The 13,670-nt window shown below is 72.0% G+C and carries 11 protein-coding genes; 8 read left to right on the top strand and 3 right to left on the bottom strand.

What is annotated here, in order from left to right:
• The first annotated feature begins 63 nt into the window (after positions 1 to 63).
• From hutU to hutI, 4 genes are all read left to right on the top strand, one after another.
• Positions 64 to 1,728: a urocanate hydratase gene (gene hutU, locus AB0L95_RS06110; protein WP_365157604.1), complete on the top strand. Its 1,665-nt coding sequence runs from the start codon at positions 64 to 66 to the stop codon at positions 1,726 to 1,728.
• Positions 1,729 to 1,796: 68 nt separating this feature from the next.
• A complete protein-coding gene (locus tag AB0L95_RS06115; protein WP_365157792.1) occupies positions 1,797 to 3,005 on the top strand; it encodes an allantoate amidohydrolase in 1,209 nt (402 codons plus the stop codon).
• The gene (locus AB0L95_RS06120; RefSeq protein WP_365157607.1) at positions 3,002 to 4,336 is read left to right on the top strand and encodes a formimidoylglutamate deiminase; all 1,335 of its coding nucleotides are present in this window, start codon (positions 3,002 to 3,004) and stop codon (positions 4,334 to 4,336) included. The genes AB0L95_RS06115 and AB0L95_RS06120 overlap by 4 nt, the downstream gene beginning before the upstream one ends.
• Positions 4,337 to 4,371: 35 nt before the next feature.
• A complete protein-coding gene (gene hutI / locus AB0L95_RS06125; protein WP_365157610.1) occupies positions 4,372 to 5,547 on the top strand; it encodes an imidazolonepropionase in 1,176 nt (391 codons plus the stop codon).
• A 3-nt stretch (positions 5,548 to 5,550) separates the two neighbouring features.
• Here the strand turns inward: hutI and AB0L95_RS06130 are convergent, their stop codons facing one another.
• Both AB0L95_RS06130 and AB0L95_RS06135 read right to left on the bottom strand, forming a co-directional pair.
• Positions 5,551 to 7,104: an RICIN domain-containing protein gene (locus tag AB0L95_RS06130; RefSeq protein WP_365157613.1), complete on the bottom strand. Its 1,554-nt coding sequence runs from the start codon at positions 7,102 to 7,104 to the stop codon at positions 5,551 to 5,553.
• Between the two features lie 192 nt (positions 7,105 to 7,296).
• A complete protein-coding gene (locus tag AB0L95_RS06135; RefSeq protein ID WP_365157616.1) occupies positions 7,297 to 8,226 on the bottom strand; it encodes an RNA polymerase sigma factor SigF in 930 nt (309 codons plus the stop codon).
• 250 nt (positions 8,227 to 8,476) lie between these two features.
• Between AB0L95_RS06135 and AB0L95_RS06140 the strand changes: the two genes are divergently transcribed.
• The 4 genes from AB0L95_RS06140 to AB0L95_RS06155 all read left to right on the top strand — a co-directional run bounded on the left by AB0L95_RS06140 (position 8,477) and on the right by AB0L95_RS06155 (position 11,654).
• On the top strand, positions 8,477 to 8,845 hold the full coding sequence (locus AB0L95_RS06140) for an STAS domain-containing protein (protein WP_311700371.1): 369 nt from the start codon (positions 8,477 to 8,479) through the stop codon (positions 8,843 to 8,845).
• A 250-nt stretch (positions 8,846 to 9,095) separates the two neighbouring features.
• The gene (locus tag AB0L95_RS06145; protein WP_365157619.1) at positions 9,096 to 9,638 is read left to right on the top strand and encodes an ATP-binding protein; all 543 of its coding nucleotides are present in this window, start codon (positions 9,096 to 9,098) and stop codon (positions 9,636 to 9,638) included.
• A gap of 193 nt (positions 9,639 to 9,831) precedes the next feature.
• Positions 9,832 to 10,512, top strand: coding sequence for an LPXTG cell wall anchor domain-containing protein (locus tag AB0L95_RS06150; RefSeq protein ID WP_365157621.1), 681 nt, complete (start codon positions 9,832 to 9,834; stop codon positions 10,510 to 10,512).
• 110 nt (positions 10,513 to 10,622) lie between these two features.
• A complete protein-coding gene (locus AB0L95_RS06155) occupies positions 10,623 to 11,654 on the top strand; it encodes a hypothetical protein (RefSeq protein ID WP_365157624.1) in 1,032 nt (343 codons plus the stop codon).
• 63 nt (positions 11,655 to 11,717) lie between these two features.
• On the opposite strand, the gene AB0L95_RS06160 is transcribed toward AB0L95_RS06155, so the two are convergent.
• Entirely contained in the window at positions 11,718 to 13,214 is a 1,497-nt protein-coding gene (locus AB0L95_RS06160; RefSeq protein WP_365157627.1) for an oligopeptide:H+ symporter, read from the bottom strand.
• Between the last annotated feature and the right edge of the window lie 456 nt (positions 13,215 to 13,670).

Here is a 13,670-nt window from a genome sequence, read left to right on the forward strand (position 1 = left end):
CGCTGCAACAGTCCCCGCGCGCCCCCTCCGGGCCGCGTGCGGCCGTCCACCAGGAGGCAGACCATGTCAGGACCCCGCCCCGTCCGATCGCCGCGCGGCACGGAACCGAGCGCCCTGGGATGGCAGCAGGAGGCCGCCCTGCGGATGCTGCAGAACAACCTCGACCCCGAGGTCGCCGAGCACCCCGACAAGCTGGTCGTCTACGGCGGCACCGGCAAGGCCGCGCGCGACTGGCGCTCCTTCGACGCGATGGTCCGCACGCTGAGGACCCTCAAGCAGGACGAGACGATGCTCGTCCAGTCCGGCCGTCCCGTCGGCGTCATGCAGACCCACGAGTGGGCGCCCCGCGTCCTCATCGCCAACTCCAACCTCGTCGGCGACTGGGCCAACTGGGAGGAGTTCCGCCGTCTGGAGGCCCTCGGCCTGACCATGTACGGGCAGATGACCGCCGGTTCATGGATCTACATCGGCACCCAGGGCATCCTCCAGGGCACCTACGAGACCTTCGCCGCCGTCGCCGCCAAGAAGTTCAACGGCACCCTCGCCGGGACGATCACCCTGACCGCCGGCCTCGGCGGCATGGGCGGCGCCCAGCCGCTCGCCGTCACGATGAACGACGGCGTCGCGATCTGCATCGACTGCGACCCGCGCGCCATCGAGCGCCGCATCGAGCACCGCTATCTGGACGTGAAGGCCGACTCCCTGGAGCACGCCCTCCAGCTGGCCGTCGAGGCACGCGACCAGCGCAAGCCGCTGTCCATCGGCGTCCTCGGCAACGCCGCCGAACTCGTCCCGCAGCTGCTCGCCATGAGCGCCCCCATCGACATCGTCACCGACCAGACCTCGGCCCACGACCCGCTGGCGTATCTGCCGCTCGGTGTCGCCTTCGAGGACATGACCTCCTACGCCGCCAAGGACCCGGCCGGCTTCACCACCCGGGCCCGCGAGTCGATGGCCCGGCACGTCGAGGCGATGGTCGGCTTCATGGACGCCGGCGCGGAGGTCTTCGACTACGGCAACTCGATCCGCGGCGAGGCCCAACTGGCCGGATACGACCGTGCCTTCGCCTTCCCCGGCTTCGTGCCCGCCTACATCCGGCCGCTGTTCTGCGAGGGCAAGGGCCCCTTCCGCTGGGCGGCGCTGTCCGGCGACCCGGCCGACATCGCGAAGACCGACCGGGCGATCCTCGATCTGTTCCCCGAGAACGAGTCCCTCGCCCGCTGGATCAAGCTGGCCGGTGAGCGGGTCCACTTCCAGGGTCTGCCCGCCCGCATCTGCTGGCTCGGCTACGGCGAGCGGGACAAGGCCGGTGAGCGGTTCAACGACATGGTGGCGAGCGGGGAGCTGGCCGCGCCGATCGTCATCGGCCGCGACCACCTCGACTGCGGATCCGTCGCCTCGCCCTACCGCGAGACCGAGGCGATGCTCGACGGCTCCGACGCGATCGCGGACTGGCCGCTGCTCAACGCCATGGTCAACGTGGCCTCCGGCGCGTCCTGGGTGTCCATCCACCACGGCGGCGGGGTCGGCATGGGCCGGTCCATCCACGCCGGTCAGGTGACGGTGGCCGACGGCACGCAGCTGGCCGGGGAGAAGATCCGCCGCGTGCTCACCAACGACCCCGGCATGGGCGTCATCCGCCACGTCGACGCGGGCTACGACATCGCGGAGTCGGTGGCCGGGGAGCGGGGCGTGCGGGTTCCGATGCGTGAAGGTGACGGCGCGTGACGCACGAGGCAGCCGGACGGGACGGGGCCGTGGCGCCCCGGCCCGTCTCCGGCAGTTCCTTCCACGCAATGTGGCGGGAGCTTCGACCCATCGGCCGCCACCCTGCCTCCGGCGGCTACCGGCGCTTCGCCTGGACCGGTGCCGACGCCGAGTGCCGGGCCTGGTTCGAGGAGCAGGCCCGGGCCCGGGGACTGGTGCACGAGGTGGACCGGAACGGCAACCAGTGGGCCTGGTTCGGTGACCCCGCCGCCGGGGACGCCGTGGTCACCGGGTCGCATCTGGACTCCGTGCCCGACGGCGGCGCCTTCGACGGCCCCCTGGGCGTGGTGTCCTCCTTCGCCGCCCTCGACGAACTGCGGGCCCGGGGAACCGAGTTCGCCAAGCCCTTCGCCGTCGTCAACTTCGGGGACGAGGAGGGCGCCCGGTTCGGGCTCGCCTGCGTCGGGTCGCGGCTGACCGCCGGGCAGCTCACCGTCGAGCAGGCGCACCGGCTCACGGACGGCGACGGGATCACCCTGCCGCGCGCCATGGAGGCCGCCGGGTACGACCCCGACGCCATCGGGCCCGACCCCGAGCGGCTCGGCCGGATCGGCGCGTTCGTCGAGCTGCATGTCGAGCAGGGCAGGGCGCTGGACCTGAGCGGTGACCGCGTGGGCGTCGCCAGCGCGATCTGGCCGCACGGACGGTGGCGGTTCGACTTCCGGGGCGAGGCCAACCATGCCGGCACCACCCGGCTCATGGACCGCCGCGACCCCATGCTGTCGTACGCCGAGACCGTCCTCGCCGCCCGCCGGGAGGCCGAACTCGCCGGTGCCGTCGCCACCTTCGGCAAGATCGCCGTGGAGCCGAACGGCGTCAACGCCATCCCCTCCCTCGTGCGCGGCTGGCTCGACTCCCGGGCCGCCGGCCAGGAGAGCCTGGACACCGTCGTCGCCGGCATCGAGAAGGCGGCCCGGGAGCACGCGGACGCCCACGGCATCGAACTCGACGTCGTGCGCGAGTCCTTCACGCCCGTCGTGGAGTTCGACCACGCGCTGCGCGACGAACTGGCCCGCATCCTCGGCCGGGACCGGGACCCGGGACTGACCGTCCCCGTCCTGGGTACCGGTGCCGGACACGACGCCGGAATCCTCTCCGGCAGCATCCCGACCGCCATGCTGTTCGTGCGTAATCCCACGGGCGTCTCCCACTCGCCGGCCGAGCACGCCGCCGAGGACGACTGCCTGGCCGGGGTGACCGCACTCGCCGACGTACTGGAAGGGCTGGTCCGCAGGTGACGCAGACGTACTGGCTGGAGCACGCCTGGCTCGACCCCGCCGCCGAGCCGGGCGTCGCCCTGGAGGTCGCCGACGGCCGCATCGCCTCGGTCCGCACCGGCGTCGACACCCCGCCGCCCGGCGCCGAGATCCTGCGCGGACTCACCCTGCCCGGGCTCGCCGACGCCCACTCGCACGCCTTCCACCGCGCCCTGCGCTCCACGGTCCAGGTCGGCTCCGGCACCTTCTGGACCTGGCGGGAGGCCATGTACGCGTGCGCCGACCGGCTCACCCCCGAGACGTACCACGCGCTCGCCCGCGCCGTGTACGCGGAGATGGCGCTGGCCGGAATCACCGCCGTCGGCGAGTTCCACTACGTCCACCACACCCCGGACGGCACCCCGTACGCCGACCCCAACGCCATGGGCGAGGCCCTCATCGACGCCGCCGCCGAGGCCGGCATCCGCATCACCCTCCTCGACACCGTCTATCTGTCCTCCGGCTTCGGCCGGCCGCCCAACGCCCATCAGCGCCGCTTCTCCGACGGCAGCGCCGAGGCCTGGGCCGAACGCTGTTCAGTTCTCAAGGAACGGGAGCACGCGCGGATCGGCGCGGCCATCCACTCCGTACGGGCCGTGCCCGCCGACCAGTTGGCGACCGTGGCGCGGTGGGCCGAGGAGCGGCGGGCCCCGCTGCATGTCCATCTGTCCGAGCAGACGGCGGAGAACGACGCCTGCCGGCAGGTCCACGGCCGCACCCCGACCCGCCTCCTCGCCGACCACGGCGTCCTCGGGCCGCGCACCACCGGCGTCCACAACACCCATCTCACGGACGAGGACATCCGGCTGATCGGCTCCACCTCCACCGGCACCTGTATGTGCCCGACCACCGAACGGGACCTCGCGGACGGCATCGGCCCGGCCGTGGCCCTGCAGGCGGCCGGCTCCCCGCTCTCGCTGGGCTCCGACAGCCACGCCGTCATCGACCTGTTCGAGGAGGCGCGCGCCATGGAGCTCAACGAGCGGCTGCGCACCCGCACCCGCGGTCACTGGACGGCGGCGGCGCTGCTGCGGGCCGCCTCCGCCGACGGGCATGCCGCGCTCGGCTGGGAGGACGCGGGCGTCCTGGAGGCCGGCGCGCCCGCCGATTTCACGACGGTCGCGCTCGACTCGGTCAGGACCGCGGGACCGCTGCCGCGGCTGGGCGCCGAGACGGCCGTATTCGCCGCGACGGCCGCGGATGTGCGCCATACGGTCGTGGGCGGACGCCATGTCGTCCGCGACGGGGCGCACACCCGCGTACCGGATGTGCCGCGGGCGCTGGCGGACGCCGTCGAAGCCCTGCGCGCCTGACGCCCACCACCGGCCCGGCCACCCACGAGGAACCCATGAGCAGCAGCACGGTCATCACCAACATCGCCAGCCTGGTCACCAACGACCCCTCCTTCGGTGACACCTCCCCTCTCGGACTGATCCGGGACGCGGCCGTCGTCGTCGACGGCGACCGCGTCGCGTGGATCGGTGAGTCAAGCAAAGCACCGGCCACTGACAACCGGGTCGACGCCGACGGCCGGGCGGTGATCCCGGGCTTCGTGGACTCCCACTCGCACCTCGTCTTCGCGGGCGACCGCACCGAGGAGTTCAACGCCCGTATGTCGGGCCGCGGCTACTCGGCGGGCGGCATCCGTACGACCGTCGCGGCGACCCGCGCCGCGACGGACGCGGAGCTGGAGGCGGGCCTCGTCCGCTACCTCGCCGAGGCGCTTCGCCAGGGCACCACCACCTTCGAGACGAAGTCCGGCTACGGCCTCACCGTCCAGGACGAGGCGCGCGCCCTGCGCATCGCGTCCGCGCACACGGACGAGGTCACCTACCTCGGCGCGCACATCGTCTCCCCGGACTACGCCGACGACCCCGCCGCCTACGTGGCCCTGGTCACCGGTGAGATGCTCGACGCCTGTGCCCCGTACGCCCGGTGGATCGACGTGTTCTGCGAGAAGGGCGCCTTCGACGGCGACCAGGCCCGCGCGATCCTCACCGCGGGCAAGGCGAAGGGCCTGCACCCGCGCATCCACGCCAACCAGCTGTCGTACGGCCCCGGTGTGCAGCTCGCCGTCGAACTCGACGCGGCCAGCGCCGACCACTGCACCCATCTCACGGACGCCGACGTGGACGCGCTGGCAGGCAGCGCCACGGTCGCCACGCTGCTGCCGGGCGCCGAGTTCTCCACCCGGGCGCAGTGGCCCGACGCCCGCCGGCTGCTCGACGCGGGCGTCACGGTGGCCCTGTCCACGGACTGCAACCCGGGTTCGTCCTTCACGTCCTCGGTGCCGTTCTGCGTCGCACTGGCCGTCCGGGACATGGGGATGACCCCCGACGAGGCCCTCTGGTCGGCGACGGCGGGCGGAGCACGGGCCCTGCGCCGTACGGACATCGGCCGGCTCACCCCGGGCGCGTACGCGGACCTGGCGCTCCTCGACGCCCCGAGCCATGTCCATCTCGCCTACCGGCCGGGCGTACCGCTCGTCACCGGTGTGTGGCGGCGCGGCGTCCGGGTGGTCTGACCCTCAGGTCGCGCCCGCCCGCCACCGCTGGTCCGCGTCCGCGGTCAGCGGGGACAGCGACAGGCCGCCGTAGTCGTCGGCGGTGAGCGCGGTGTCGTAGTCGATGGCCGGGCTGATCACGCCGTTGTCGTCCACGCTGAACTTCAGGTTTTCGCCGTGGCGGCCGTAGACCGAGTCGCACTCCCAGATGCCGACACCGTTGTCCACCGAGCCGCGGCTGTCCAGGCAGTAGTCGGGATCGGCGGACGACTGCAGGACGTCGCGCTCGGAGTCGACGCGCCAGCGTTGGCTGGGGGAGGACGTGCAGGGCACGGTCACCACGTCCGTGCCGTTGTCGAAGTCCCCGGCGACCTCCAGACACAGGCCCGAGGCGACGTTCACCACCTGCGCGAAGGTGCCGTTCGGGGCGTGTGCGGGGACGGGGTGCGGGGTCGGCGCGGGGGACGGCTTCGGGGGCGCCGTCCTCGACGGTGGTGGACTCGGGGTCGCGGAAGGGGACGGGGAGGTCCGGGAGGGCTTCGGCTTCGGCGGGGACGCCGAGACCGTCGCCGTCACCGTGACCGGCGGCGGGCTCGCGGGTGCCGCGGTCGCGGCGGTCTGGACGGAGTGCCGCTGCGGCGAGTTGCCGGACGCGACCAGGAACAGGAGCAGCGGGACGAGGGCCACGCCGAGGCCCGCCGAGGCCAGGGCCAGCCGGCGGGAGTGCGACCAGGTGGCCGTGGCGGCGCGGGTCCCGGCCGGGGGCTCGGTCTCGCGGCGGGTGACGTAGGCCGCACCGCCCCAGGGCAGCAGCCCCTCCGCGAGTGCCGTGCGCGGCTGGTCACGCAGCGCCGACAGTTCCTCGAACGCGGCCGTGCAGTGCGGACAGATCGCCATGTGGGCGTGCAGGTCGGTGCTGTGACGCGGGTTGTCCGGCCGTACGGACTCCTCGATCAGCCGGCGGAAGTCCGCGCAGTGCGGGTCGGGGGAGGCGGCCAGCCGGGATCTGAGGGACGCCTGAGCGAGGGCCGCCGTCGCCTGCGGGATGCCGTGGGCGACGTCCTCGCGGGTCAGGCCGAGGAGGATTGCCGTGCGGTCCTCGGGTTCCCGCTCCACGATCCCGTACCAGAGGAGCCCTTGGGAGCGGGACGGCAGGTACTGGTACGCGGCCAGCATCGGCGGGACGGGGCCGTCGCCCCCCGCTGGTCCGAGGGCCACCAGGAAGGCGGGGTCGAGGCCGCCCGCCCGCTCGTCGCGGGCCCAGGAGGCGGCCAGCCGCGCGGTGAGCAGCAGGAGCCGGTGTCTGAGCGGGACACCGGGGTCGCTGCCGCGTGCCGTCTCCCGGGCGGCGAGGGTGAACGCCTGCGCGGCGAGCTGCCGTGCCGCCGACTCGCTCGTCGTGCACAGACGGGCGTACCGGAGCACGGACGGCCGGTGCCGCGCGCGCACCTCCTGCAACGCCGGATAGACGTCGGGCGTCTTGGCCTGCAGCAGTTCGGTGAGCTGCCCGTCGGACGCGTCCGCGTGCATCCCGCCTGTGGCCTCGACGTCGTTGTCGGTCCCGTCGGCCCGGGCCATCCACCCGCCTCCTCGCGCACTGGCGGCCACCCGCCGTGTTGCTGACGAACCAGCCAGTTTGGTGGGTGACCATAGTGGTGGAAGAGCACTCCTGTGGAAAGGGGTGTCCCGGGGTAACTCAAGGTGTGCTGGCGGGGCCGCCCTGCGGCAACCCCCCTCCGTGCGGGCGGGGTTGCCGCAGAGCGGCCTCGTTCACTCCTCGACCGTGAGTCCCTTGCGCAGCCGTACCAGCGTCCGGGACAGCAGGCGCGAGACATGCATCTGCGAGATGCCCAGCTCCTCGCCGATCTCCGACTGCGTCATGTTGGCCACGAAGCGCAGCGACAGGATCTGCCGGTCCCGGGGCGGCAGATCGGCGATCAGCGGCTTCAAAGACTCGACGTACTCGATGCCTTCGAGTCCGTGGTCCTCGTACCCGATACGGTCCGCGAGCGCGCCCTCGGACTCGTCCTCCTCCGGCTGTGCGTCCAGGGAGCTCGCCGTGTAGGCGTTGGAGGCCGCCATGCCCTCGACGACCTCGTCCCTCGACAGGCCGAGGCGCTCCGCCAGTTCCGTCACGGTGGGCGCGCGGTCGAGCTGCTGGGCGAGTTCGTCGCCGGCCTTCGCCAGATCGAGGCGGAGTTCCTGCAGCCGTCGCGGGACGCGCACGGACCACGAGGTGTCACGGAAGAAGCGCTTGATCTCACCGATGATCGTCGGCATCGCGAAGGTGGGGAACTCCACCCCCCGGCTGAGCTCGAAGCGGTCGATGGCCTTGATCAGACCGATCGTGCCGACCTGGATGATGTCCTCCATCGGCTCGCTGCGGGAGCGGAAGCGGGAGGCGGCGAACTTGACCAGGGCCAGGTTGAGCTCGACGAGGGTGTTGCGGACGTACGAGTACTCGTGCGTGCCCTCCTCGAGCGACTCCAGGCGTTCGAAGAGCGTCTTGGACAGGGCCCGTGCATCCACGGCCCCCACCTCGTCGTACGGGGGGATCTCCGGGAGATCGTCGACCGGACCGCGCGGCGTGGGGACGTGGTCGTGGTGTGCCGGGCCGGTTGTGGGGTACGCGTCCGGTCGTACCGGAGAGGGTGCCGACGTCGCCCTCTGGGTCTGCGATGCGTCGAGCCGGGGTGACATGAATGTCCTCCATCGTTCTCGGCGTATGGCCGCCGATGCCTGTACGTGCACTGCGGTGTGCGGCGCCTCCAAAGCCGGCCGTGTCGTACGGGTGTCTCTACTAGCCCTACCCGCTTTCGTCGGCCGCCCGCAAGTGCATTTCATTGAGAAATGTCCGTTTTAGTGGGGTTGTTCGGGTGTCGGGAAGCGTGAGGAAGGCGTAGTGTTCGAGGGCGTCCATCAACAGCGACGACGTCGGGAGAGACACGGCATGGACCGCGGGACGGTCGGCAGCGCACAGTCGGGCCGGCTTCTGGTCGAGGTGCGACAAGAGGGCACGAGTGCCGTCGTGACTCCGGCGGGTGAGCTGGATCACCACACCGCCGATTTGTTGCGCGAACCGCTCGAGAACTGCCTCGGGAAGGGCTTCGCGCGCCTGGTCGTGGACTGCTCACGACTGGAGTTCTGCGACTCCACCGGACTGAACGTGCTGCTCGCCGCCCGGCTGAAGGCCGAGGCCGCGGGCGGTGGGATCCATCTGGCCGGGATGCAGCCGGTGGTGGCCCGTGTGTTCGAGATCACCGGGGCGGACGCCGTCTTCACTGTCCATGACACGTTGGACGCGGCCCTGTCCGAGTGACGCGGTGTGCGCGCGCCCCGGGACGCCCCTGTGTGACCGTTGCGTTACGGGTGTCACAGGTTCCGGCCGAATCCGTGGGTGTTCCAGCGGTCCGCTCGGGCAGGAGACATGCTGAGCATGTCAGCGGCCCGATGGAGGGTCGCAGAAGGAGAGCCCCGCGCGCAGCTTGAGTGACAACCGGCGACAACGCCGTACATCCCTGTACTGAGACTTCAATCGTGAACTGGTGAATCGGTGAGGTGAAGCGCTGATGAGCACCACCCGGCCCTGCTCGCCGGGCGACCGCGGACCCGAGCCCAGCGGCGCTTCCGGAACGTCCGCGCAGGAGCCGCCCGCCGAGGGCGCCTCGCCCGGCGGGCCCGGCGAGGGGGCGCCGGACCGCGCCCGGCAGGCCCGCAGGCTGAGCTTCGAGGGTCAGAGCGGCGTCGTCCCGCTCGCCCGCGACTTCACCCGCCAGGCGCTGTACGCATGGGGCTGGCTGCCCGCCGCCACCGCCGACCAGCGGGCCGCCGCCGAGGATGTGCTGCTCGTCGTCTCCGAACTCGTCACCAACGCGTGTCTGCACGCCGAGGGCCCGCAGGAGCTGCGGATCGGCTGCGACAACAAGGTGCTGCGCGTGGAGGTCGCCGACCGCGGTCCGGGACAGCCCGCCCCGCGCACCCCGCACCGCGCCGGGCGCCCGGGCGGCCATGGGATGTTCATCGTGCAGCGGCTCTGTCTGGACTGGGGGGTCGTGCGCACGCCCGGTCTGGCGGGCAAGACCGTATGGGCGGAGCTCGGCGCTCCCGCCTGACCCAGGCTCAGGAGCGCACCGCCGGTGGGGACTCCTTCTCCTTGCGGTACGAGCGCCTCACGCGAACAGCACAGGCACCTCACTCGATACGCGCCGGATCGCCACGGATCCGGCGCGCACTGTGTCTTCCCTCCACGACCTGCCGGGCGTACCTTGACGGCCCATCTGATGTGCCGTCAGGAATGAGGGGACCGTGTCGTACCACAAGCGAACCGCCGCCCTCGCGTCCGCCGCGGCCCTGGCCGGCTCGGCGGTCCTGCTGGCCGCGCCGACGGCCCGGGCCGATGTCGTCGACGTCGACTACCGCTGCCAGACGCCGATCGGCGTCAAGACCGCCGTGTCGCCCATCGACATCAAGGGCGTCAGGAGCGGCGTCGGCTACAAGATCACCATGTCCTGGCAGAAGGGCGTCTCCTCCAGCCCGGTCGAACTGGGCAAGGGCGCGATGAACCCGAGCGCCACCATCGTGCTGGGCGGCGCCGGCAGCGGCACCATGACGGTGACCGGTCCCGCCAACCAGACGGCGATTCCCGCGAACACCCCCATCAAGGTCAACGACCTCAGTGGCACCTACACACCGAAGAAGGCCGGCAAGGTCACCTTCACCGCGGGCGTGCTGTCCATCAAGGCGCTCGGCACGACCACCACCTGCTCGCCCACCAACAGCCCGGGCCCGTCCCTGCGCCTGGACGCCACCGCCGCGGGCGGCGGGTCCTCCGGCTCCGCCCCGAGCGGCACCGACCCGAGCGGGCAGCTCCCGCGGACCGGCCCCGACGACTCCGTCCTCGCCCTCGGCACCCTCGGCGGCACGGTCCTGCTGGCCGGCGCGGCCGGGGTGCTGTGGCTGACCCGTCGTCAGCCGGCAGGCCGCTGACCGCACCGGCCCGGAACGCGGTCGTACGACGTCGGGGGCGCCGCCGCCCGCCGGAGCCGGGAGCCTACGGAACTGTCGTGCAGCAAGGTCGAGTTGACGGGAGCAGTGAGGTGAAGCGGAGTATCTCGGCGCTGGCGGCGGTGCTCGCGCTCGCCCCGGTGGCGCTGGCGGCGCCCGCCCGGGCCGCCGCCGGACCGACCGTCGGCCTGTCCGCCTCCCAGGGCGGAACGGGCGGTTCGATCACCGTGACCGGCGGCGGCTGGCGGCCCGAGGCCCTGCTCACGATCCTGATCTGCGGACAGTCCGTGCCCTCCCGCGGGGTGGCCGGCTCCACCGGCTCCTGCGCCGACGGCGACGGGCGGGCCGTCACCACCGACGCACGGGGAACGTTCCGCCAAAAGCTGCCGGTTGCCGAACCGCCCGTCCCCTGCCCCTGCGTGGTGCACGTCGCCACGGTCACCGGGGCCGAGGCGGACGCCGACGCGGCCTTCCGGGTCGCCGGGCACGCGGTGGAGCCACTGCCCGCCGAGTCCGCCTCCGGACGCCTGTCGGTGCTGACGGACACCAGGCTCGACGGCACCGACGGCCTGCTGACCCGGTTCGGAGCGCCGGCGTCCCGCACGCTTCAATTCACCGTCGGCAACGTCGGCCCCTCGCCGGTGAAGGATCCGGTCTTCCGGGTCGGCACCTCCCACGGGGTGTTCGCACCGCAGTGGGACGAGCAGCAGTGGCACGGCACCCTCGCGCCCGGCGGCCGGGCGCGCATCGCACTGCCGGTGGAGCTGCCGGCGGGCGCCCACGGTGACTACACGGTCTCCCTGGAGTACGGCGGAAGAGTCCTCGCCGAGCAGCCGTGGGGCGTGGGCCGCCCCTGGGGCGTCACCGTCTTCTGGATCCTGGCCTGCGTGGTCGTGCCGACCGCCGTGTTCCGGCTCGGCATGGCCGTCGTGAACCGGATCCGGCCGCGGGGACCGCAGGGGCGACGCGCACGCGGCCGTGGCCCACGACGGCCGTCGCTCGTCCGGCGCCCGCCGGGGTCGCGCCTCTCCCGGCCCGCCCCCGCGCCCCGCTCCGCCGCGGCACTGCCCTGGTTCACCCCGGACACGGACCGGACGAGCGCGACGGAGACGGACGCCCCGTAACGCGGGAAAGGGCCGCCGCACCCGAGACGGGTACGGCGGCCCTCCAAAAGCCCGGGACCGGCGTCAGTGAACGTCGCCCATGAGCTCCTTGACCTTCTTGCGGTACATCCACACCGCGACACCGGCGACCGCGGCGACCGCGGCCTCCAGGGTGACGATGCCCGTCGTGTTCAGGTCGACGCCCGCGATGGAGAGCAGACCGGTCGTGGCGTCACCGGCGGTGACGGCCAGGAACCAGACACCCATCATCTGGGAGGCGTACTTCGCCGGCGCCATCTTCGTGGTGACGGAGAGGCCGACCGGGGAGAGCGTCAGCTCACCGACGGTCTGCACGAAGTAGATCGCGACGAGCCACAGCGCCGCGGCCTTGTGGCCGCCGTCGGCGATCCCCAGCGGGGCGAGGAACAGGAAGAAGGAGGCACCGATCAGGACCAGACCGGAGGCGAACTTCACCGTCGTGCTCGGCTCCTTGCCGCGGCGGTTCAGCGCCAGCCACATCCAGGCGAAGACCGGGGCCAGCGCCATGATCATGACCGGGTTGACCGACTGGTACCAGGAGACGGGGAAGTTCCAGCCGAAGATCGTGTTCTTGGCGTGGGAGTCGGCGAAGATCGACAGGGTCGAGCCACCCTGGTCGTAGATCATCCAGAACACGGCCGCGGCGACGAAGAACCAGATGTAGGCGGTCATCTTGGACTGCTCGACGCCGTCCAGGTCCTTGTCCCGCTTGATCCGCGCGATGACCAGGACCGGAATGATCAGACCGGCGACGGTGATCGGGACCAGCAGCCAGTTCAGGGTGTAGACACCGGAGAAGCCGACGATCGCGTAGAAGACGACCGCGACGGCCGCCCACAGCGCCGACTTGCGCAGCGTCGAGGCCTTCTCCGCGGCGGACAGCGGCGTCGGGACCACCTTCGAGCGCTCGCTCAGGTGACGGCCGCCGAGCAGGTACTGGCCGAGGCCGAGCGCCATGCCGACCGCGGCGAGCGCGAAGCCCAGGTGCCAGTTGACGTTCTCGCCGACGGTGCCGATGACCAGCGGCGCGGCGAAGGCGCCCAGGTTGATGCCGACGTAGAAGATCGTGAAGCCGCCGTCGCGGCGCGCGTCGTCCGGGCCGTCGTAGAGGTGGCCGACCATCGTCGAGATGTTGGCCTTCAGCAGACCCGAGCCGATGGCCACGAGGCCGAGACCGGCGTAGAAGGTCCCGGCGGACGGCAGGGCCAGCGTGAGGTGGCCCAGCATGATGATGAGGCCCGACACGGCGACCGTCTTGCGCGGGCCGAGGACACGGTCGGCGAACCAGCCGCCCGGCAGGGCGAGCAGGTACACGAGCGACACGTACACCGAGTAGATCGCGGTCGCGGTCGCCGCGTTCAGGTGCAGGCCGCCAGGAGCGACCAGGTACAGCGGGAGAAGGGCCCTCATGCCGTAGTAGGAGAACCTCTCCCACATCTCGGTCATGAAGAGGGTGGCCAGTCCGCGGGGGTGGCCGAAGAAGGTCTTCTCGGACCCGGGTGTGCCCGGGCGGACCGAGTCCTTCGTCAGGCTGGACGCCATGGTCGTTCCTTGCTGGTCGGGGCGCGCTGCCATGGGGGTCCCTCAGCTCGGGCGGAGCCGAGAGCTCAAGGGGCATGCGCACCCGGTATGGGCGGCCGGCACCGGCGGGACCGTTCGTCCACCCCACGCCCACGGGGTGTCCGCCCCGGATCACGGAGCGGCGGACGGCGGTCACCGGGATCCACGCCCCTGAGCGCGTTCGTGCGCCCCGGGGCCCGGCCCTAGGTCATTCCTTCCAAGACTGGTGAGAACCAGCCCGCACGACAAAAGAGACCTTCAGCGTCGAGTGCCCGCCAAAGGTCCCTGGTGGTGCTAGAGGCGTTTCGGTCACCCTACGACATGACAGTGCCGGATATGGAAGGACTTGAGACCGGGATCACAGGCGATGTCGGAACCCTGGATGTTCATTCGAAGGTCTCTGCCAGGATGACACCCCGAAGGCGCAGGCGCGAATGC

The sequence above is a fragment of the Streptomyces sp. NPDC052036 genome (assembly GCF_040680495.1).
Taxonomy (GTDB): domain Bacteria; phylum Actinomycetota; class Actinomycetes; order Streptomycetales; family Streptomycetaceae; genus Streptomyces.

Bases quoted from the DNA above. Each gene is read 5' to 3' on its own strand.
- AB0L95_RS06115 (WP_365157792.1), top strand. From the start codon at position 1,797: ATGTGGCGGGAGCTTCGACCCATCGGCCGCCACCCTGCCTCCGGCGGC.
- AB0L95_RS06160 (WP_365157627.1), bottom strand. From the start codon at position 13,214: ATGGCGTCCAGCCTGACGAAGGACTCGGTCCGCCCGGGCACACCCGGG.
- hutU (WP_365157604.1), top strand. From the start codon at position 64: ATGTCAGGACCCCGCCCCGTCCGATCGCCGCGCGGCACGGAACCGAGC.
- AB0L95_RS06130 (WP_365157613.1), bottom strand. From the start codon at position 7,104: ATGGCCCGGGCCGACGGGACCGACAACGACGTCGAGGCCACAGGCGGG.
- AB0L95_RS06145 (WP_365157619.1), top strand. From the start codon at position 9,096: ATGAGCACCACCCGGCCCTGCTCGCCGGGCGACCGCGGACCCGAGCCC.
- AB0L95_RS06135 (WP_365157616.1), bottom strand. From the start codon at position 8,226: ATGTCACCCCGGCTCGACGCATCGCAGACCCAGAGGGCGACGTCGGCA.
- hutI (WP_365157610.1), top strand. From the start codon at position 4,372: ATGAGCAGCAGCACGGTCATCACCAACATCGCCAGCCTGGTCACCAAC.
- AB0L95_RS06140 (WP_311700371.1), top strand. From the start codon at position 8,477: ATGGACCGCGGGACGGTCGGCAGCGCACAGTCGGGCCGGCTTCTGGTC.